Origin of the sequence: Xanthomonas arboricola pv. populi, from assembly GCF_002939945.1 — a bacterium.
Taxonomy (GTDB): Bacteria; Pseudomonadota; Gammaproteobacteria; order Xanthomonadales; family Xanthomonadaceae; genus Xanthomonas; species Xanthomonas arboricola_A.
The window spans coordinates 931,434-950,033 of record NZ_MDEB01000001.1; the positions used below are offsets into that span (position 1 = coordinate 931,434).

Here is an 18,600-nt window from a genome sequence, read left to right on the forward strand (position 1 = left end):
CATCAAACCTGTCTCGCGTCCAGAGCATCGAGCAGTGGCGAGTGCGTTACACCTTCCACGACCCACGCCCTCAGGCTGTCCGGCAACTGCGCCATGGCCTGCTCTGCAGCAGCGCGCGTGGCGAACTCGACGAAACACCCACTCCCTGACCCGGTCAAACGCGGCGTCCCGATCCTGGACAGCGCCTGGAACACGGCCTCGATGGCAGGTTCACGGCGCCGCAGGACCGGCTCGAACGCATTGTCGAGCAGAGAACCCGAAGCGAAGTCCGCTATTTTCACGGGCGCAGCATCCCGCGTCAATTCCCGTGATTGAAATAGGACCGGGGTGGGCACGTGAATGCCCGGATCGACCAGCACATAGGACGCTGCCGTTAGATTGATCGGGGTCAGTTGCTCGCCGATGCCCTCCGCCCAGGCGTTGTGCCCGCGCACGAATACCGGCACGTCGGCACCCAGCCGCAGCCCCAGCCCGGCCAGCGTCTCGATCGGCAAGCCCAGGCCCCACAAGGCGTTCAGCGCGACCAGCACGGTGGCGGCATCCGAGGAGCCACCGCCGAAACCGCCGCCGGCGGGGATGCGTTTGTCGACCCGGATGTCGGCGCCGGCCTGCGTGGCCGCGCTGGATTGCAGCAGGCGTGCGGCCCGGATCACCAGGTCGTCGTCTTCCGCCACGCCGGGCAGGCTGTCGCCGACGCGCCGGATCAGGCCGTCATCGCGCAGGCGAAGATGAATGGCGTCCCCCCAGTCCAGCAGCCGGAACACGGTCTGCAGCAGGTGGTAACCATCGGGGCGGCGCCCGACGATCCGCAGGAACAGGTTGAGCTTGGCCGGCGCAGGCCACGCCGACCAGCCCGCTTCCGCTGCAGACATCAGGGCGACACCGTCCATTGATCGACCAGCAGACGCACCTTGGCCTCGCCGTTGCGGGCTTCGATGCGCTGCGGCAACTCGGGCTGGCCGGCGCTGGCCGGCGCCCAGGCGAGAAAGTCGATTGTCCAGCCATGCTGCTGCACGGTCCGCGGCCGCCCGGCCGCATCCAGATCCGCGCGTTCGGCACCCGCGTCGACGATGCGCAGCGCACGGACCCAGTCCGGCATCTGGTTGACCGGGATGGTCCAGCCGGTCGCTTCCAGCAGTACCTGCTCGGCATCGGGACCGCTGCGCGGGCCGCCTTCCAGTCCTTCCAGGCGTCCGGCGCCGCTGGTGGTGTCGCCGGTGAGCACCCAACTTTGCCGGGTCACCGGCGCGCTGAGCTGCACGCGGTACTGGGCACCGTCCTGCTGCCAGTCGATGCGACCGCTACCGGCGTTGCTGCCCTTGCTGATCGCCACCCGGCCCTGGAACGACCAGGTCGGATGCGCCTGCAGCCAGGCCTGGCGTGCGGCTTCGGCCTGACGCGCACCATCGGACACCTGATCGACCACTGCCGCGCCACTGCCCTGCCCGTGCGGCACGCTGACGCAGGCCGACAGCCCGACGAGCACCAGCCCGCTCAGGGCCAGTGTTCGAATCGCCCTACTCGCCCTACTCATAGCGCGAATTTTTCCACGGCGCGCTGCAGCGCGCGGTTGTCCGGATCCAGACGCCGCGCTTCATCGAAGTAGCGCCGCGCTTCGTCCTGCTTGCCGCTGACCCACAGCACCTCGCCCACGTGCGCGGCGATTTCCGGGTCCTTGACCAGGGCCCAGGCGCGGCGCAGCTGCACCAACGCTTCCTTGGTGCGGCCCATGCGATACAGCACCCAGCCGTAGCTGTCGACGATGGCCGGATTGTCCGGGTCGGCGGTGCGGGCGCGATCGATCAGTGCCAGTGCTTCCTTGTAGCGGGTGGTGCGGTCGGCCAGGGTGTAGCCCAGCGCATTCAGCGCCGCCACGTTTTCCGGTTCGGCAACCAGGATCTTGCGCAGATCGGCCTCGGCACGCGCAACATCGTCGCTGCGTTCCCAGGCCAGACCGCGGGCGTACAGCAGCGCGCCGTCGTCCGGATAGGCGGCCAGGCCGCGCTCGAAGGCATCCAGTTCGCCCGCTGCGTCGCCGGCGCGCTGGTGCAGCTCGGCTTCGAGCACGTAGGCATCGCGACGCGCGTCGTCGTCGGCAGTGGCATCGCTCTGCAATGCGCGGACCTCGGCGAGCGCCTCGGGCTTGCGGCCCAACTCGTACAGGGCGCTGGCAGCGCGCAGGCGCGCTTCGCTCAGCTGCGGGCCGCCGGGCACGCCGCGATACCACTCCACCGCCTCGTCGTAGCGCTTGAGGAACTCGGCGATCTTGCCGAGCAGCAGGCGACGGTCCGGGTCGGGCTTGGTGGCGTTGCTCTTGAGCTCGCCGTACAGCGCCTCCAGCGCGGTGCGATCCTTTTCCTTGGCCAGCATGGAGGCGCGCAGCCCGTAGGTCTGGGTGTCCTGCGGCCCGGTCGACAACACCCGCGCGGCGGCTTCGGTCTGCCCCATGGCGTCGTAGGCAAAGGCCAGCGCGCCACGCAGTTCGGAATCCTTGACCGCCTGCGGCTCGACATTCTTCAGCAGCGCCAGCGCTTCGTCGTTCTTGCCTTCCTGCTGCAGCTGGGTGGCGTGCAACAAAGCCACGCGCGGCTCTTCGGGGAAACGGCGCACCACTTCGTCGACGATGCGCTTGGCCAGCGCCGGGCGCTCCATGCGCAGGGCGAGCCGGCCGAATTCCTGCCAGGCTTCGATCTGGTTGGGGATGGCGCCGGCCTTGACCAGGTCTTCGAGCACGTCGGCCGAGGCTTCCGGCTCGCGCCCGCCATTGGCCAGGGCGATCAGGGCGAAGCGCCAGCCGCGCGGGTCGGGCTCCTTGAGCAGGCCGAGCAGATCACGGCGAGCGGTACGCAAGTCGTTGCGGCGCAAGGCCAGCGAGGCTTCGGTACTGCGCATGGACATCGACGCCGGTGCGCGGGCGCGCCATAGCGCCAGGGCCTCGATCGCACGCGGGTCGTCGTTGGCCAGCATGGCGATGCGGGCGGCGCGTTCGGCCAGCCCGGCGTCGCCGGCTTCGGCCTTGGCGGCGTCCAGATAGGCACGGGCGGCATCGTCCAACTGCCCGGCCTGCAAGGCGAATTCGCCGGAGAGCACCGGCTCCAGCGAGGCGGTGCCGGCGCTGCCGGGCGGCGGCGCGGGCGGCGCTTTCTTGGGTGCTGCAGCGGCACTGGCTGAGACTGCGACCAGCAAAAGAACACACAGGATGCGAATCGGTACAGGCATCGGGGGCAACCGGGCCGTAAAATGGGGCCCTGAATGGCCGCCAGCTTATCGCAAGCAACTGAACAATGACGTTGTGGGTGCTCGGACTGAATCACCAGACCGCACCTGTGGACCTGCGCGAACGCGCGGCGTTCGCAGGTGACGCGCTGCCGCGCGCGCTCGAATCCCTGCGCGCATTGCCGCAGGTGCGCGAGGCCGCGTTGCTGTCCACCTGCAACCGCACCGAGCTGTATGCGATGGCCGACGACCCGCACAGCCTGGTGAGCTGGCTGGAAACCCACGCGCCGGGCTTGAGCGGCTATCTGTATCAGCATCAGGAGGAGCAGGCGGTACGCCACCTGTTCCGCGTCGCCACCGGGCTGGACTCGATGGTGCTGGGCGAGCCGCAGATCCTGGGCCAGGTGAAGGATGCCTGGGCAGTGGCGCGTGCGCACGGCGCGCTGGGCAGCGGGCTGGACCGCTTGTTCCAGCAGACCTTCTCGGTGGCCAAGCGGGCACGTACCGATACCCGCGTTGGTGCCAATCCGGTGTCGGTGGCCTCCACCGCGGTGCGGCTGGCACAGGAATCCTTCGCGCGGCTCAACGAATCCACCGTGCTGCTGATCGGCGCGGGCGAAACCATCGAGCTGGCCGCCAAGCATCTGAGCGAAGGCCGCGTACGCCGCCTGTTGATCGCCAATCGCACGCTCGCCCATGCCCAGACGCTGGCCAGCCAGCACGGCGGTTACGCACTGCCGCTGACCGATCTGGACCGCCATCTGGCCGAAGCCGACGTGGTGTTCTCGGCCACCGCCGCGCGCGAGCCGATCGTCACGCGCATGCAGGTGGAACAGGCGCTGCGCGCGCGCAAACGCAAGCCGATGCTGCTGTTCGACCTGGCGGTGCCGCGCGATATCGAAGCCTCGGTAGCCGAGCTGGGCGATGCCTACCTGTACACGGTGGACGATCTGGAACGCGCGGTGGAAGACAACCGCCGCGGCCGCCGTGAAGCCGCCGACCAGGCCGAAGCCATCATCGACCTGCAGGTGGCACGCTATGTCGAAACGGTGCAGGCCAATGCGCGCCAGGCGCCGCTGAAGCGCCTGCGCGCGTTCGGCGACAGCACCCGCGACGAACTGCTGGCCAAGGCGCGCCAGCAATTGCACAACGGCAAACCGGCCGACGAAGTGCTGGAACAGCTGGCGCACGCGCTGACCAACCGCTTGCTGCATCCGCCCACCGCCGCGCTGCGCGATGCCGCGCTCAACAACGACCTGGAATTGACCAGCGCGGCCGACCGGCTGTTCCCGGAAAAACCGGGTTACCAACATCCCCCTGTCACTACCCCGATCGCGAGGACCGATGACGCCGACCCTGCGCCGTAAGCTCGAAGCGCTGGCCGAGCGCCGCGAAGAACTGCAGCACCTGCTCTCCGACCCCGATGTGGTCAACAACAACGACAAGTTCCGCACGCTGTCGCGCGAACTGTCGCAGCTGGAGCCGGTTGCCGTGGCCCTGGAAGACGAAGCGCGCGCCAAGGCCGACCTGAGCGCGGCCGAAGCCATGCGCAACGATCCGGAAATGCGCGAGCTGGCCGAAGAGGAGATCGCCGCCGCACAGGCGCGCCTGGAAGAACTGGATGCGCAACTGGCATTGCTGCTGGTGCCGCGCGACCCGCGCGACGACGGCAACCTGTTCCTGGAAGTGCGCGCCGGCACCGGCGGCGACGAGGCGGCGATCTTTGCCGGCGACCTGTTCCGCATGTATGCGCGCTATGCCGAGCGCCAGGGCTGGAAGGTGGAAATCGAATCCGACAGCCCCGGCGAGCACGGCGGCTACAAGGAAGTGGTGGCACGGGTGGTCGGACGCGGTGCGTATTCGCGCTTGAAGTTCGAATCCGGCACCCACCGTGTGCAGCGCGTGCCGGCGACCGAATCGCAGGGCCGCATCCACACTTCGGCGGCCACGGTGGCGATCATTCCCGAAGCCGACGATGTGGAAGAGATCGTGATCAACCCGGCCGACCTGAAAGTGGACACCTTCCGCTCGTCCGGTGCCGGCGGCCAGCACGTCAACAAGACCGAATCGGCGATCCGCATCACCCATGTGCCCAGCGGCGTGGTGGTGGAATGCCAGACCGAGCGCAGCCAGCACGCCAACCGCGACAAGGCGATGAAGCGACTGAAGGCGCAATTGGTGGAAGCCGAACGCAGCAAGGCGGCCGCCGCCGAAGCGCAGACGCGCAAATTGCAGGTCGGCAGCGGCGACCGCAGCCAGCGCATCCGCACCTACAGTTTCCCGCAGGGCCGCATCACCGACCACCGCGTGGAAGGCCTGACGTTGTACGACCTGCCCAACATCATCGAAGGCGATCTGGATGCGCTGATCGCACGCCTGCTGCACGAGCATCAGGCCGACGAACTGGCACGGTTGAGCGACAGCCCGTGAGTGGGCAGGTCCCGCGCGAGCTGTTGCAGCTGCGCGAGGCGGTGCGACGCCAGCCGGGTGATTTCATCGCCTGGCTGATGCTGGCCGACGCCGAACTCGGCATGGGCGCGGTCGCTGCCGGCGAGGCCGCGGTGCAACGCGCGCTCGCACTGCAACCGCGCCATCCGGAAGCGGTGGCGCGGCTTGGCCGGGTACGCTGGACGCAGCAACGGCATGCCGAAGCGGCAGCGTTGCTGCAGCAGGCATCGGACCTGGTGCCGCAGCATCCGGGCATCGCGTTATGGCTTGGGCATGCATTGGAAGATGCCGGCCAGGCCGAAGCTGCCGCGGCCGCGTATACGCGTGCGCATCAGTTGCTGCCCGACGAGCCGTACATCACTGCGCAACTGCTCAACTGGCGCCGCCGCCTGTGCGATTGGCGTGCGCTGGATGCACTAGCTGCGCAGGTGCGCAGCGCGGTGGCGCAGGGCGCTGCTGCGGTGGAACCGTTCGCCTTCCTGAGCGAGGACGCCAGCGCTGCCGAACAGCTGGCATGTGCACGGACGCGCGCGCAGGCAGTCGCTGCGATAGTGCGCCCGCTACCGCCGACTGCCGTGCGCAGCCAGGGCGCGTTGCGGCTCGGCTTCGTTTCCAATGGGTTTGGTGCGCATCCCACCGGCTTGCTGACGGTCGCGTTGTTCGAAGCGCTAAAGCGCCGGCAGCCAGCGCTGCAACTGCATCTGTTCGCCACCAGCCATGACGACCGCAGCGCGATCCGCGCGCGCCTTGCGCACGCCACCACGCTGCACGATGTCACCGCGCTCGGGCACCTGGCCGCCGCGCGGCACATCCGCGACCACGGCATCGATCTGCTGTTCGACCTGCGCGGCTGGGGCGGCGGCGGGCGCCCGGAGGTCTTCGCGTTACGGCCGGCGCCGGTGCAGCTCAACTGGCTGGCGTATCCGGGCACCTCGGGCGCGCCGTGGATGGACTATGTGCTGGGTGATGCGTTTGCGCTGCCGCCGTCGCTGGAGCCGTTTTACAGCGAGCGCGTAGTACGCTTGAACGGTGCGTTCCAGCCGTCGGATACCTCGCGCGTGGTCGCCGAACCGCCGTCGCGGGCGCAGTGCGGCTTGCCCGAGCATGGCGTGGTGCTGTGCTGCTTCAACAATAGCTACAAGCTCAATCCACGCAGCATGACGCGCATGTTGGCGGTGTTGCGTGCGGTGCCGGGCAGCATGCTGTGGCTGTTGTCCGGACCGGGCGAGGCCGACGCGCGCCTGCGAGCGGTGGCGCAGGCACAAGGCGTGGATGCGCAGCGCCTGGTCTTCATGCCGAAGCTGCCGCACGCGCAGTATCTGGCGCGCTACCGGCATGCCGACCTGTTCCTGGATACGCATCCGTACAACGCGCATACCACCGCATCGGATGCGTTATGGGCGGGTTGCCCGGTACTGACGACGCCGGGGGAGACGTTTGCCGCGCGCGTGGCCGGCAGCTTGAATCATCATCTGGGGCTGGATGAGATGAATGTGGCCGATGACGCTGCATTTGTGGCCAAGGCGGTGGCGGTGGCGGGTGATCCGGCTGCATTGAATGCCTTGCGTGCGCGGGTGGATGTGCTGCGACGGGCGTCCAGGGTGTTTGATATGGAGGGGTTTGCCGATGGGTTCGGGGAGCTGATGCAGGCACTCGCGCGGCAACATGGTTGGCTGGGTAACTAGCGGGCTGCTTGCCTTTCCAAGGTAGATGGCTGTCTTCCGCCGTACCCTCACCCCCAACCCCCGCTCCGCGCCCCGGCCCGCGCTTGCGGCGCTTGCGCTCCAGGGCACGCGCGCCCATGGCGCGCAAGCGGTGCCCCTCGCCCCGACGGGAGAGGCGCTTAAAAGCCGCATTGAGTTTCTTCGAAACCTTTTCAGGTCATGGAAACAACGCGCCGAGCGGCAGCGTGGCCGGGGATTGGCGGAGAGCGGCACTAAGGATGTGCCGCGACGGCGAGTCAGACAGGATGTCTGCCGAGCCGAGGAGCCGATCCCCGGCCGCGCTGTCGCCCTCACCGAAGCCGGCAACTGAAAGATGGCGCTGGATCCACCCTCGCCCCTCTCGGACGTATCGGCTTCGCGCGAACTGTCAGCCATGTATCACCCGCGTTGGCGCCCCGCGCCTGCAACTAACGTCGTGCGGCTTCACGCCGTGGCGCTGTACCCGCGCGTCACGGCTCGCTAGGCTTGGGGCATGCCTTCCAATCCCGACTTCATTCCCTTGCACCTGTGCGTGCTGACGGTATCCGACAGCCGCACGCTGGCCGATGATCGCTCCGGCGACTATCTGGTCGATGCCCTGACTCACGACGGTCACGTGCTGCACGAGCGCGCCTTGTGTCCGGACGATCGCTACCGCATGCGCGCGATCGTCTCTGCGTGGATCGCCGATGCGCAGGTCGACGGCATCCTGATCACTGGCGGCACCGGTTTTACCGGCCGTGACAGCACGCCGGAGGCGATCACGCCGCTGCTGGACAAGACCATGCCCGGTTTCGGCGAATTGTTCCGCGCAGTCAGCGTCGAGGAAATCGGCACCTCGTCGCTGCAGTCGCGCGCGTTCGCGGGGCTGGCCAATCACAGCTTCGTGTTCTGCCTGCCCGGCTCCACCTCGGCCTGCCGCACGGCCTGGGAAAAGATCGTGCGTGCGCAGCTGGATGCGCGTACACAGCCCTGCAATCTGGCGACACTGCGTCCACGTCTGGGCGAATAGCCTGCGCGCTCTCCACACTTGTTGGAACGCGCATGTCGCACCTGAAACGCAAGGCCTACAAGAAGTTGCTGGCACCGCTGCAGCTGGAACTGGTCAACATGGCGCGCTGGCTGCGCCATACCAACCAGCGTGCGCTGGTGCTGGTGGAGGGCCGCGACACCGCCGGCAAGGGCGGCGTGATCCAGGCCATCGCCAGCCATCTCAACCCGCGCCAGTGCCGGGTGGTGGCGTTGCCGACACCCAACGATCGCGAAAGCACGCAATGGTATTTCCAGCGCTATGTGGCGCATCTGCCGGCGGCCGGCGAGTTGGTGCTGATGGACCGCAGCTGGTACAACCGCGCTGGCGTGGAACGGGTGATGGGCTATTGCACCGACGCGCAGTACGACGCGTTTCTGGAGCAGGCGCCGCGCTTCGAACAACTGCTGGTCGACGACGGCATCCTGCTGTTCAAGTACTGGCTGTGCGTGGATCAGGCCGAGCAGGAACAGCGCTTTGCCGAACGCCAGGAAGATCCGCTCAAGGGCTGGAAGCTGTCGCCGGTGGACCTGCAGTCACGCAGCAAGTACGAGGACTACACCGCCGCACGCGAGCGCATGCTCGAGGTGACGCATACGCCCGACGCGCCGTGGACGCTGGTGGATTTCAACGACCAGAAGCGGGGCCGGTTGAGCCTGATCCGCAACCTGCTGGATCGGCTCCCGGACACCGCGGTGCCCGATGACACGTTGCAGCTGCCACCGCTGGACGGCAAGCCGCACAAGGAACGTTACGGCGTGCTGGAACCGATCGACGATTACGCCGGCCAGTCCTGAGAGATCTCGTCGCTGGCGGCGGTGGCGCGTGGCAAGGGATACAGGCCGGCCTGGCGTTCGGCCTGCTCGGCCTGCAGCACCAGCTGGCTCAGGCGCTGACTGAACAGCTGGATGAAACCGCGGTGCAGCGGGCGCATCGCTTCGATGTAATCCACGTCGTCGGCCTGCGGGCCGAGCGGGCTGCAGGACGACAGCAGCACTTCGTCCAGGCGCAGCGCACTGTCCGGCAGACGCACCAGCGCGGCGCGGCGCAACCAGTCGCGCATGCCCTGACGGTACTCGGCGGCCAGGATGTAGGCCACTTCGACCTGATCCAGGTCCACGTCCGGATTCCACGCCAGCACCTGGATGACCTGCGAGCGCTCGTCCAGCATGCGGCTTTCGGCAACCAGGCCGTGCAATTGCTGCAGCAGACGCCATTGGACGCCGGCGGCTTCGCGTTGCGGGGCCGGCATGGCCTCGATCGCCAGCGCCAGGCGGCGTGCGAACAGTGCCGGCACCTCGGCCAGGACGATCGGACCGGCATCGGCGCCGAGCAGGAAACGTTCGGTGCGCAGCGTGGCGGTATCGGGCAGGTAGCCGTCCTGCAGCGGCCGCATCACGCCATGGTCGAGCAGCGACAGCACCACATCCAGCCAGTAGCGACGCTCCTGTTGCAGCGCGCGGTTGGCGGTGGCGTTCTGCCAGGCCGGACGGACATCGTCCAGACGCGCGATGCAGGCCTGGGCATCCAGGTTGTCCCAGGGCGCACGGGTGGCGTCGTTGGGATCGAAATTTTCCACGCTGAGCATGCCGCCGCCGAAACGGTACCAGGCTGCACCGCGCTGGGTGCCGGCAGGATCGGGTTTGGGCGCCGCCAGCGGCGCGGCGGTGACCGGGCGCAACAGGGCAGCATAGGCATCTGCCCAGGAATCGGGCAGACGCGCCGACAGCGGGTAGCTTGCCGCGGACGCGCCCAGGCCGTGACGTGCAAGCTTCAGGCTCCATAGCACCGCACCGATCACGATGCCGCCGAAGATCCAGGCCAGCAGCCAGCTGGTGCTCGCCTGCCCGGGCTGCAGCACACGGGTCTGCGGTTGTAGGAACAACAACCAGCCGCTGCCCGACACGACGCCCAGGTACAGCCATGGCGCAAGCTGCGCCAGGCGACGATTGCGGTGGTGTGCAGGCAGTTCGTGCCCGTCGGTGTGATCTTGAGATGGAGCGGCCATACATTCCCCCTGCACGCCTGATCGCGCTGACAAGGTTATCGGCGACGTATCGCAAGTCTGTTGGCCGGCTCCGGCGGCAGCGACTCAGCCAGTTACAAACTCTTCAGTCGGCGGCGGCGCGCAGGGCGTGCGGGTCACCGCCGCGACCCTGGCCGCCGACGGGCCTTGCCATAACCAGGTTTCCAGCGCCTCGAGTGCGGCGTCTGTCCCGGCAGCAACCACTTCCACACTGCCGTCGGGCTGGTTGCGCGCATGCCCACACAGGCCCAGCGCAACCGCGCGCTCGCGGGTGGAAGCGCGGAACCACACGCCCTGCACCACGCCGGTGACGAGGAAGCGCGCTGCCTGCATCAGCCGGCCTTGCCGGTGATGCCGACCGCCGTTTCGATGTCGCGTGCGGTCACCGGGCCGAGGAACTGCTTGGCGACCTTGCCGTCCGGCCCGATCAGATACGTCATCGGCAACCCGCGTGGCGTGGCGAAGTCCTGTGGCGGCTGGTAGGGGTCGAGGATGGCGATCGGGTACGACACCGGGTGGTCCTTCAGAAACGCCTGCATGTCGGCGCTACTGATGTCTTCATAGGCCAGGCCCACCACTTCGATGGTGTCGCGCATGGTGTGCAGCGCCGACAGCTCGGGCATTTCCTTCAGGCACGGCGCGCACCAGGTGGCCCAGAAATTGACCACCACCCACTTGCCGCGATGCGTGGACAGGTCGTAGGCCTCGCCGGTCACGGTCGGCAGCGACAGCTTGGGCATTTCGGCGGTCTGCTGCACCACCGAGGTATCGGTCGCGCTGGCCGGGTCGGCGGGGGCGACCGGCTTTTCCGGCGTCTGTGCGGTGGTCGCCGGCGCTGCACCGCCTGCGGCGGGCGTGCCCTCGCCGGTGGGCTTGCAGGCGGTCAGCAACAACAGCGGCAACAGCAGCGCACAGGCGCCGCGCACAAGGCGCACGGTCATGAGGGGTCTCCGGGGAGATGGGTGTAGAGATCGCCGACCGGTTGCGCCAGCACGCTGCGCAAGGGTTGGCGCAGTTGTTCCAGCGCGGCGACCGCGGCCTGGCCGTAGGCATCGTCGCGGCACGGCAGGGGGCGGTCTTCGATCGGCACGCGCAACTGGCAGTTTTCGTAGAGCTCGGCCAGCGGCACTACGTCCAGATCGCGCGCCAGCAGCCATTGGCCGCGCTCGTCGCGGCGCAGCAGGCGGATGCGTTTGAGTTCGCACAGCAACTCCTGCATCAGCGTGTCGGTGAGCATCGGCTCCAGCGCCAGGATGCGGTCTTCGTCGAGCCCGTTGCCGTGGATGCGTGCCTGGCGGAACCGGCCGAGCAGGCGCAGCAAGCCATAGATTTCAAAGCCCGGCGGCAGCCGCATCGCTTCGGGCTGGTAGCGGAATGCCGCCATCGAGGAGGCCAGCGAGGCGCCCAGCAGCACCGAGACCCAGCTCAGGTAGATCCACAACAGCAGGATCGGCAGCGCCGACAGCGCGCCGTAAATGCGCTGGTAGGTCTGGAAATTGCCCAGATAGAAGCCGAAGCCCCATTTGACGATCTCCATCAGGATCACCGCCAGCAATGCGCCCGGCAGCGCGTGCCGCAGGCGCACCGCATGCTGCGGCACCACGCGGTAGATCAGCACGATGCAGACGAACTCCACCGCCATCGGCGCCAGCCGCCAGGCGAATTCGGCCAGCCACTGGCCTTCGGTGGTGCGGAACAGCGGCAATGCGAACACGTAGGCGGCCATCGCCATCGAAGCCGCCGCCAGCATCGTGCCCAGGGTCAGCACCGTCCAGTAGATCAGGAAGCGGGTCACCTTCGGCCGTGCGGCGGCCACCCGCCAGATGCTGTTGAAGGTCTGCTCGATGCTGTGCAGGGTGATCAACAGCGAGGCCACCAGCGCGACCATGCCGGCCACGGTGAACTTGCCCAGATCTTCCAGCGAACGATTGAGGTAGTTCTGCACCGAACGCGCCGCGCCGGGCACGAAGTTGTTGAAGATGAAGTCGGTCAGGGCGTCCTTCCATTCGTTGAAGGCCGGAAACGCCGACAGCACCCCGAACACCACGATCGCCAGCGGCACCAGCGCGAATACCGTGGTGTAGGCGAGCGACGCGGCGGCCTGGAACAGGCGGTCATCGAGAAAGCGGCGCCACAGGAAGCGCCCGAAGCTCACCGTCCGCGCGCGGTCGCGCAGCCGTTCTTTCCATTGATGGAGTTTGTTCACACGCGCCATCGCGCAAGGGTACCCGATGCGCCGTCATCGCGGCCTTGCCGCAACTGCGGCGTGCAGCAACACGCCGGCTTGGTCGATACTGCGGCAACTCACACAGGCGGTGGATGCGCGATGGCGGAGATTCTGGTGCTGTATTACAGCCGTGGCGGTTCGGTGGCGCGGCTGGCGCGGCAGATCGCGCGTGGCATCGGCGAAGTACCCGGCATGGGCGCGCGGCTGCGTACGGTACCGCCGGTGGCGGCAGTGACCCAGACCAGCGCCCCGCCGGTGCCGGACGAAGGCGCGCCGTATGTGGACAAGGCCGATCTGGCCGAGTGCAGCGGGCTGCTGCTGGGCAGCCCGACCCGCTTCGGCAACATGGCCGCGCCGGTGAAGCATTTCCTCGACAGCCTCGGCGCCGAGTGGGCCAGCGGTACCCTGGCCGGCAAGCCGGCAGGGGCGTTCACTTCCACTGCCTCGATGCACGGCGGCCAGGAATCCACCCTGCTGTCGATGCACCTGCCGCTGCTGCACCACGGCTGCCTGATCGTCGGCATCCCGTTCACCGAGCCGGCGCTCAGCCATACCACAAGCGGCGGCACGCCCTATGGGGCCAGTCACGTCTCCGGCGCCGGCGGCGACCCGCAACCGAGCGAGGACGAAGCCCTGCTGGCGCGTGCGCTGGGCCGCCGGGTGGCCGATATCGCCCGGCGCCTGGCCAGCCCGTGAGCCTGCGCGCCACGCATTGGCTGCTGACTGCCGCGCTGATCGCGCTGACGGTGTTGTTCGTGACCTGGTTTCACGACGACCGCCACCGCACCGCGGCGCTGCTGGTGTTTGCGCTGCCGCCCGCGCTGATGGCTGCGCTGGCGCTGCGCAGCGCGCGTGCGCGCTTCTGGGCCGGCGTGTTCGCGTTGGGCTGGTTCAGTCACGGCGTGATGGCCGCCTGGAGTCAGCCGCAGGCGCGTGGGCTGGCCTGGCTGGAAGTGGTACTGGCCCTGCTGGTGGTGGCACTGGTGGGTGGCCCCGGCATGGCGGCGCGCTTCGGCCACCCGCGCCCTCCACGTTGACCCGCTTGGGCAACGCATGCGCCGGGGTCGTATCATGACGGCCCTCGCGCGGCCTGCACCGCGCCCGTTTGAAGGACTCGCAGCAATGGAAGACCTCCTGATCGTCACCACCGGTGGCACGATCGACAAGATCTACTTCGACGACAAATCGGATTACCAGATCGGCGACCCGCAGATCGGCCAGATCCTCAAAGAGCTGGGCGTGACCTTCCGCTTCTCGGTGATTCCGATCATCCGCAAGGATTCGCTGCACATCACCGCTGCCGACCGCGAACTGGTGCGCGCCACCATCGCCGCCCAGCCGACGCGTCACGTGCTGATCACCCACGGCACCGATTCGATGGTGGAAACCGGCAAGGTGCTGCAGTCGATCGCCGACAAGACCATCGTGATGACCGGGGCGCTCAATCCGGCGCGTTTCCGCGGCTCGGATGCCGAGTTCAATATCGGCTGCGCGGTCGGTGCGGTGCAGTCGCTGCCGGCCGGCGTGTATATCGCCATGAACGGACGCATCTGGAATCCGGAAAAGGTGCGCAAGAACGTCGCCGCCAACCGCTTCGAGTCGCTCTGACGCCATGAGCAAGGCCACCCGCGCAACCAGGGCATTGGATGCCGCCGGCGTGGCCTATGTGTTGCACCCCTACGCTTACCGGGCCGATGCTGACGCCAAAGGCGTGCAGGCGGCAAACGCCTTGGGGCTGGCGCCGCACACGGTGCTGAAGACACTGATGGCCTGGGTCGACGACCAGGCGGTGTGCGTGGTGATTCCGAGCGATCGCCGGGTGTCGTTGAAGAAACTGGCCAGTGCCTGCAATGGCAAGTCGGCGCGCATGATGGAGGTGGCCGATGCCGAGCGCCGCACCGGCTACAAGGTCGGCGGCATCAGCCCGCTCGGGCAACAACGCCAGGCGCCGGTACTGATCGAAGCCAGCGCACTGGATGCCCCCTCGCTGTGGATCAACGCGGGGCAACGCGGTTTGCTGCTGGAATTGCCGGGCGACGGCATCGTCGCCGCATTGCAGGCGCGGCCCTGCAGTGTCTGCGACTAGACGCAGCGGCACACCGCGCCGCGTGTGTGTGTCCGCTGGCGCCAACCAGCACTTGGAAATCCAGAAAGTACCTCTTGCTTGCGGCAGCGATCACGCACGTCCGCTGCGATGTGATTGGTTCGCCAGCGCCACGTGGCCGACGCAAGATCGCGCCGAAAGGCAGATGCCTGCGGCGACCGGGATTGAGCCAACCTGCCCTCCCGCACCTGCCCAAAACGCCATTGCCCCGCGTTTTGGCGGGGCAATGGGAGTACCAAGCGTGCTGCAACCACACCGCATCACGCAGACCGAGGCGGTGCCGACGGCTCGGCCGCTGGCACCGCGCCTGCCTTACGGAGTCTGGCTGACGGCACCGGCCGCGTTGACGATGCCGGCGCCGCAGCCGCCCGAGCAGGCGCCCGGCAGCGGACGTGCGGTGTTCTTCAACAGCGTTTCCACCGCCGCCGGGGTCAACGGACGGCTTGCCGCCGACTGCACCAACGCCACCACGCCGGCCACGTGCGGGGCCGCCATCGACGTCCCGTTATAGGAAGCGTAGCTGGCGCTGCCCGGGGTGGTGGTGCCGCTGTTGAGCGTGGACAGGATCGCCGAGCCGGGGCCGGAGATGTCGATGGTGCTGCCGAAGTTGGAGAAGCTCGAACGCGCACCGGCCGAGGTGATCGACGCCACCGAGATCACGTTGGCGCAGCTGGCCGGGGTGAAGTTGGCCACGTTGGCATTGCTGTTGCCGGCCGCCACCACCACCGTGGTGCCGCGCGACACCGCGCCGTTGATGGCGTTCTGGTAGGTGCTCGAACAGGCGCCGCTACCGCCCAGCGACATGTTGATCACTTCGGCCGGATTGGCATTGGCTGGCACGCCCGAGACGGTGCCACCGGACGCCCAGACAATCGCATCGGCGATGTCGGACGTGGTGCCGCCGCACAGGCCCAGCGCACGCACCGGTACGATGCGCGCATTGAACGCGGTACCGGCCACGCCGGTGCTGTTGTTGGTGACTGCGGCGATGGTGCCGGCCACGTGGGTGCCGTGCCAGCTGGAATTGCTGGCAGGCGAACCGGAATAGCACTGATTGGCAGCGCTCCAGTCGCCCTGGTCGGCCGGATTGTTGTCGCGACCATTGTTGTCGCGCGCGCGTGCCGCGTCGCTGATGAAGTCGTAACCCGGCAGCACGTTGGCATTGAGGTCCGGGTGGCTGGTGATGCCGGTGTCGATCACCGCCACGACCACGCCGGTGCCGGTGGCGGTATCCCAGGCCGGACGCACGTTGATGCTCGAGGCGGTGGTGCCGAAGCCCCACTGCTCGGACAGACGGGTGTCGTTGGGGGTCAGCGTCGGGTACATGATCTGGTCGACTTCCACATACTCAACGCTCGGATCGGCAGCGATCCGGCGCATCAGCGTCTCGGCCTCGGCGCGGTCCAGGCCACGGTCGGTCTTGAGCACCTCCGACCCCAGCGCGGTGCGACGCACGTGATTCAGGCCCAGCGCACGGCCGGCGCGTGCCGGCACGGCGGTGGCGACCGAATTGAGCGATGCGCGCATCGAGGTCGGGCTCACCGCGGCGCTGGAGCCGTCCCTGTACTTGACGATGAAGCGGTCCAGGGTGGGCTGCGAATCCAACCCGGAAAGATTGACCTGACCGGCAAACGCCGGCACCGCCAGCAGCGAGGTCAGCGCAGACACACCCAGGACCACCAGCGCGCGCGTGGGCGCACGACGTTGCGACACATTGGACATCGATCGTTCCTTATTTGAGAGGGTGCCGCAGGTGCGGCGAGATGGCCGAACCGTCTCCGCGTGCTGCGGATCGGGTCGGCAGTGCACGGGCGCGGACGCCCGGCGAGACGACTGACCGATGTCCATTCCGGTCGAGCGGCAACACATCACCGGCGCCTGCCGACGGGGCAGACATGGGCGATACATCGCTGATGGGGTGAAGTAGATCTGCTGCAGCGGATCGGCACTGCCCGGCCATGGCCGGGCAGTGCCGACCTGCCTCAGTAGCTGGCGCGCAAGGTCACGCCGGAGAACGTGCTGTACGCCTTGACGCGCACGTAGTACGTGCCCGATGGCGCGCTGATACTGCAGGTCTCGGCATTGCCGCTGCGGTACGGGCGGCAGGTGTAGGTGGTGTCGGTCGGCGCACTGCCGGCACGCACGTAGAGGTCTGCATCGCCGCTGCCGCCGCTGATCGCCACGGTCAGCGTGCCACTACCGGCCGGCACCGCAATGGTGTAGTTCAGTTCCGCACCCGTGGCCGCACCCAGATCGGTGACCGGCGTGCCGTTGGTCAGGGTGTTGCCGGTGCCGCCACCGCCGCCGCCATTACTGCCACTGATGGCTGCGGTCACCGCTGCATCGGCATTGACGATACCGGCGCCGCAACCGCCCGAGCAGGCGCCTGGCAGGGCACGCGCGGTGTTCTTCAACAGGGTTTCCACGGCTGCCGGCGTGAGTGCGCTCGGCGCGGCCGACTGCACCAGCGCGACCACGCCGGCCACATGCGGCGCCGCCATCGAGGTGCCGTTGTAGGACGCGTAGCTGGCACTGCCCGGAGTGGTGGTACCGCTGTTGAGCGTGGACAGGATCGCCGAGCCCGGCGCCGACACGTCGATCCCGGTGCCGAAGTTGGAATAGCTGGCCTTGGCGCCGGCCGAGGTGGTGGCTGCCACCGCGATCACGTTGGCGCAGTTGGCCGGCAGCGAGCCGGACACGTTGGCAGAATCGTTGCCTGCCGCCACCACCACCGTGGTGCCGCGCGAGACCGCACCGCTGATCGCGTTCTGCATGGTGGTCGAGCAGGTGCCGCCGCCGCCAAGCGACATGTTGATCACTTCGGCCGGATTGGCATTGGCCGGAATGCCGCTGACGCTGCCGCCGGAGGCCCAGATGATGGCGTCGGCGATATCCGACAGCGAGCCGCCGCACTTGCCGAGTACGCGCACCGGCACGACCTTGGCGTTGTAGGCCGTGCCCGCCACGCCGGTGGTGTTGTTGGTCACCGCGGCTACCGTGCCGGCTACATGGGTGCCATGCCAGCTGGAATTGGCGGCGGGAATGCCGGTGCCGCACTCATTGGCGGCGTACCAGTCGCCTTCGTCGGCGGGATTGCTGTCGCGCCCGTTGCCATCGCGCGCCGTGGTGGCATCGCTGATGAAGTCGTAACCCGGCAGGATGTTGGCGTTGAGATCGGCATGGGTGGTGATGCCGGTGTCGATCACCGCCACCACCACATTGGCGCCGGTGGACTTGTCCCAGGCCGGGCGGATATTGAGGCCGGCGTTGGTGGTGCCGAAGGCCCACTGCTCGGACAGGCGGGTGTCGTTCGGGGTCAGCGTGGCGTGCAGGATCTGGTCGACTTCCACGCTCTGCACGTTGGGGTCGGACGCCAGCTGGCGCATCAGGGTTTCGGCTTCGGCGCGGTCGAGTGCGCGGTCGGTCTTGACCAGCTCCGGTCCCAGCGCCAGGCGGCGCACCGAGTTCAGGCCCAGCGCCTTGCCGGCCTTGGCCGGAACGGCGCGCGCGGCGGTGCGCAGCGAGGTGCTCAACGCGGTTGGACTGGCCAGCGCGGTGCTGCCGTCCTTGTAGGTCACGATGAATTTCTGGTGGGTTTGGGCGGTGGCCAGGCCATCCAGATACACCTCGCCGGCAAAGGCCGGGGTTGCCAGCAGTAACGAGGTCAGCGCAGCTGCGCTCAGGATGGTCAGTGCGCGGGGGCACGTGCGGAAAGACTCGTTCGACATCGAATTCCCTTCTAGATCAAAGAGAACCGCCTTGGCGGTGGTAGCCGGTGCCGCCTTCCATAGGTCAGCACCGAGGTCCCGGATCGATCCCCTGTTATCGATCCGTTCAGTGAACCTA

Annotated in this window: 18 protein-coding genes; 9 read left to right on the forward strand and 9 right to left on the reverse strand. The window is 67.9% G+C overall.

Features of this window, described 5'->3' with window-relative positions:
* Positions 1–2: 2 nt before the first annotated feature.
* The 3 genes from ispE to XaplCFBP3123_RS04555 are packed head-to-tail and all read right to left on the reverse strand — an operon-like array spanning position 3 to position 3,219.
* Complete coding sequence (ispE, locus tag XaplCFBP3123_RS04545; protein ID WP_104532927.1) at positions 3–890, reverse strand: 4-(cytidine 5'-diphospho)-2-C-methyl-D-erythritol kinase; 888 nt, start codon at positions 888–890, stop codon at positions 3–5.
* Positions 872–1,534, reverse strand: coding sequence for a lipoprotein insertase outer membrane protein LolB (gene lolB, locus XaplCFBP3123_RS04550; protein ID WP_104532928.1), 663 nt, complete (start codon positions 1,532–1,534; stop codon positions 872–874). The genes ispE and lolB overlap by 19 nt, the downstream gene beginning before the upstream one ends.
* Positions 1,531–3,219 (reverse strand): tetratricopeptide repeat protein, encoded by a 1,689-nt coding sequence (locus XaplCFBP3123_RS04555; RefSeq protein WP_104532929.1) that lies wholly within the window; start codon positions 3,217–3,219, stop codon positions 1,531–1,533. The genes lolB and XaplCFBP3123_RS04555 overlap by 4 nt, the downstream gene beginning before the upstream one ends.
* 65 nt (positions 3,220–3,284) lie before the next feature.
* Here XaplCFBP3123_RS04555 and hemA point away from each other — a divergent pair, with 65 nt between their 5' ends.
* From hemA to ppk2, 5 genes are all read left to right on the forward strand, one after another.
* Positions 3,285–4,583 carry a glutamyl-tRNA reductase gene (hemA, locus tag XaplCFBP3123_RS04560; RefSeq protein WP_104532930.1) on the forward strand — a complete coding sequence of 433 codons (1,299 nt, stop codon included), beginning with the start codon at positions 3,285–3,287 and terminating at the stop codon, positions 4,581–4,583.
* Positions 4,561–5,646: a peptide chain release factor 1 gene (prfA, locus tag XaplCFBP3123_RS04565; protein ID WP_039530499.1), complete on the forward strand. Its 1,086-nt coding sequence runs from the start codon at positions 4,561–4,563 to the stop codon at positions 5,644–5,646. Before hemA ends, prfA begins: the two co-directional genes overlap by 23 nt.
* On the forward strand, positions 5,643–7,349 hold the full coding sequence (locus XaplCFBP3123_RS04570) for a tetratricopeptide repeat protein (protein ID WP_104532931.1): 1,707 nt from the start codon (positions 5,643–5,645) through the stop codon (positions 7,347–7,349). The genes prfA and XaplCFBP3123_RS04570 overlap by 4 nt, the downstream gene beginning before the upstream one ends.
* Positions 7,350–7,860: 511 nt before the next feature.
* Positions 7,861–8,379 (forward strand): molybdenum cofactor biosynthesis protein B, encoded by a 519-nt coding sequence (moaB, locus tag XaplCFBP3123_RS04575; protein WP_104532932.1) that lies wholly within the window; start codon positions 7,861–7,863, stop codon positions 8,377–8,379.
* 32 nt (positions 8,380–8,411) lie between these two features.
* Positions 8,412–9,194: a polyphosphate kinase 2 gene (gene ppk2, locus XaplCFBP3123_RS04580; protein WP_024938581.1), complete on the forward strand. Its 783-nt coding sequence runs from the start codon at positions 8,412–8,414 to the stop codon at positions 9,192–9,194.
* Here ppk2 and XaplCFBP3123_RS04585 read toward each other — a convergent pair.
* From XaplCFBP3123_RS04585 to XaplCFBP3123_RS04600, 4 genes are all read right to left on the reverse strand, one after another.
* Positions 9,176–10,405 carry a hypothetical protein gene (locus XaplCFBP3123_RS04585; RefSeq protein WP_104532933.1) on the reverse strand — a complete coding sequence of 410 codons (1,230 nt, stop codon included), beginning with the start codon at positions 10,403–10,405 and terminating at the stop codon, positions 9,176–9,178. The two genes, ppk2 and XaplCFBP3123_RS04585, sit on opposite strands and share 19 nt — an antisense overlap.
* 84 nt (positions 10,406–10,489) lie before the next feature.
* Positions 10,490–10,756 carry an acylphosphatase gene (locus XaplCFBP3123_RS04590; protein ID WP_104532934.1) on the reverse strand — a complete coding sequence of 89 codons (267 nt, stop codon included), beginning with the start codon at positions 10,754–10,756 and terminating at the stop codon, positions 10,490–10,492.
* Entirely contained in the window at positions 10,756–11,364 is a 609-nt protein-coding gene (locus XaplCFBP3123_RS04595) for a TlpA family protein disulfide reductase (RefSeq protein ID WP_104532935.1), read from the reverse strand. The genes XaplCFBP3123_RS04590 and XaplCFBP3123_RS04595 overlap by 1 nt, the downstream gene beginning before the upstream one ends.
* A complete protein-coding gene (locus XaplCFBP3123_RS04600) occupies positions 11,361–12,638 on the reverse strand; it encodes a YihY family inner membrane protein (RefSeq protein WP_104532936.1) in 1,278 nt (425 codons plus the stop codon). Before XaplCFBP3123_RS04600 ends, XaplCFBP3123_RS04595 begins: the two co-directional genes overlap by 4 nt.
* A 51-nt stretch (positions 12,639–12,689) precedes the next feature.
* On the opposite strand from XaplCFBP3123_RS04600, the gene wrbA reads away from it, so the two are divergent.
* The 4 genes from wrbA (at position 12,690) to ybaK (ending at position 14,736) form a co-directional block, all read left to right on the forward strand.
* Positions 12,690–13,346 carry an NAD(P)H:quinone oxidoreductase gene (wrbA, locus tag XaplCFBP3123_RS04605; RefSeq protein WP_172453077.1) on the forward strand — a complete coding sequence of 219 codons (657 nt, stop codon included), beginning with the start codon at positions 12,690–12,692 and terminating at the stop codon, positions 13,344–13,346.
* Positions 13,343–13,687, forward strand: a complete 345-nt coding sequence (locus XaplCFBP3123_RS04610) for a DUF2069 domain-containing protein (RefSeq protein WP_104532938.1) — start codon at positions 13,343–13,345, stop codon at positions 13,685–13,687. The genes wrbA and XaplCFBP3123_RS04610 overlap by 4 nt, the downstream gene beginning before the upstream one ends.
* An 85-nt stretch (positions 13,688–13,772) precedes the next feature.
* Positions 13,773–14,258, forward strand: a complete 486-nt coding sequence (locus XaplCFBP3123_RS04615) for an asparaginase domain-containing protein (RefSeq protein ID WP_102583828.1) — start codon at positions 13,773–13,775, stop codon at positions 14,256–14,258.
* A gap of 4 nt (positions 14,259–14,262) precedes the next feature.
* The gene (gene ybaK, locus XaplCFBP3123_RS04620; protein WP_104532939.1) at positions 14,263–14,736 is read left to right on the forward strand and encodes a Cys-tRNA(Pro) deacylase; all 474 of its coding nucleotides are present in this window, start codon (positions 14,263–14,265) and stop codon (positions 14,734–14,736) included.
* A 330-nt stretch (positions 14,737–15,066) separates the two neighbouring features.
* Here ybaK and XaplCFBP3123_RS04625 read toward each other — a convergent pair whose 3' ends face one another.
* Positions 15,067–16,476 (reverse strand): S8 family peptidase, encoded by a 1,410-nt coding sequence (locus XaplCFBP3123_RS04625; RefSeq protein ID WP_172453078.1) that lies wholly within the window; start codon positions 16,474–16,476, stop codon positions 15,067–15,069.
* 260 nt (positions 16,477–16,736) lie between these two features.
* Positions 16,737–18,482, reverse strand: a complete 1,746-nt coding sequence (locus XaplCFBP3123_RS04630) for a S8 family peptidase (RefSeq protein WP_104532940.1) — start codon at positions 18,480–18,482, stop codon at positions 16,737–16,739.
* Between the last annotated feature and the right edge of the window lie 118 nt (positions 18,483–18,600).

What these genes read in the sequence shown, in the direction of transcription:
- prfA (WP_039530499.1), top strand. Translation starts at nt 4,561, where the DNA reads ATGACGCCGACCCTGCGCCGTAAGCTCGAAGCGCTGGCCGAGCGCCGC.
- XaplCFBP3123_RS04625 (WP_172453078.1), bottom strand. Translation starts at nt 16,476, where the DNA reads ATGTCCAATGTGTCGCAACGTCGTGCGCCCACGCGCGCGCTGGTGGTC.
- ispE (WP_104532927.1), bottom strand. Translation starts at nt 890, where the DNA reads ATGGACGGTGTCGCCCTGATGTCTGCAGCGGAAGCGGGCTGGTCGGCG.
- ybaK (WP_104532939.1), top strand. Translation starts at nt 14,263, where the DNA reads ATGAGCAAGGCCACCCGCGCAACCAGGGCATTGGATGCCGCCGGCGTG.
- moaB (WP_104532932.1), top strand. Translation starts at nt 7,861, where the DNA reads ATGCCTTCCAATCCCGACTTCATTCCCTTGCACCTGTGCGTGCTGACG.
- XaplCFBP3123_RS04615 (WP_102583828.1), top strand. Translation starts at nt 13,773, where the DNA reads ATGGAAGACCTCCTGATCGTCACCACCGGTGGCACGATCGACAAGATC.
- hemA (WP_104532930.1), top strand. Translation starts at nt 3,285, where the DNA reads ATGACGTTGTGGGTGCTCGGACTGAATCACCAGACCGCACCTGTGGAC.
- lolB (WP_104532928.1), bottom strand. Translation starts at nt 1,534, where the DNA reads ATGAGTAGGGCGAGTAGGGCGATTCGAACACTGGCCCTGAGCGGGCTG.
- XaplCFBP3123_RS04630 (WP_104532940.1), bottom strand. Translation starts at nt 18,482, where the DNA reads ATGTCGAACGAGTCTTTCCGCACGTGCCCCCGCGCACTGACCATCCTG.
- XaplCFBP3123_RS04585 (WP_104532933.1), bottom strand. Translation starts at nt 10,405, where the DNA reads ATGGCCGCTCCATCTCAAGATCACACCGACGGGCACGAACTGCCTGCA.
- XaplCFBP3123_RS04595 (WP_104532935.1), bottom strand. Translation starts at nt 11,364, where the DNA reads ATGACCGTGCGCCTTGTGCGCGGCGCCTGTGCGCTGCTGTTGCCGCTG.
- XaplCFBP3123_RS04555 (WP_104532929.1), bottom strand. Translation starts at nt 3,219, where the DNA reads ATGCCTGTACCGATTCGCATCCTGTGTGTTCTTTTGCTGGTCGCAGTC.
- XaplCFBP3123_RS04590 (WP_104532934.1), bottom strand. Translation starts at nt 10,756, where the DNA reads ATGCAGGCAGCGCGCTTCCTCGTCACCGGCGTGGTGCAGGGCGTGTGG.
- ppk2 (WP_024938581.1), top strand. Translation starts at nt 8,412, where the DNA reads ATGTCGCACCTGAAACGCAAGGCCTACAAGAAGTTGCTGGCACCGCTG.
- XaplCFBP3123_RS04600 (WP_104532936.1), bottom strand. Translation starts at nt 12,638, where the DNA reads ATGGCGCGTGTGAACAAACTCCATCAATGGAAAGAACGGCTGCGCGAC.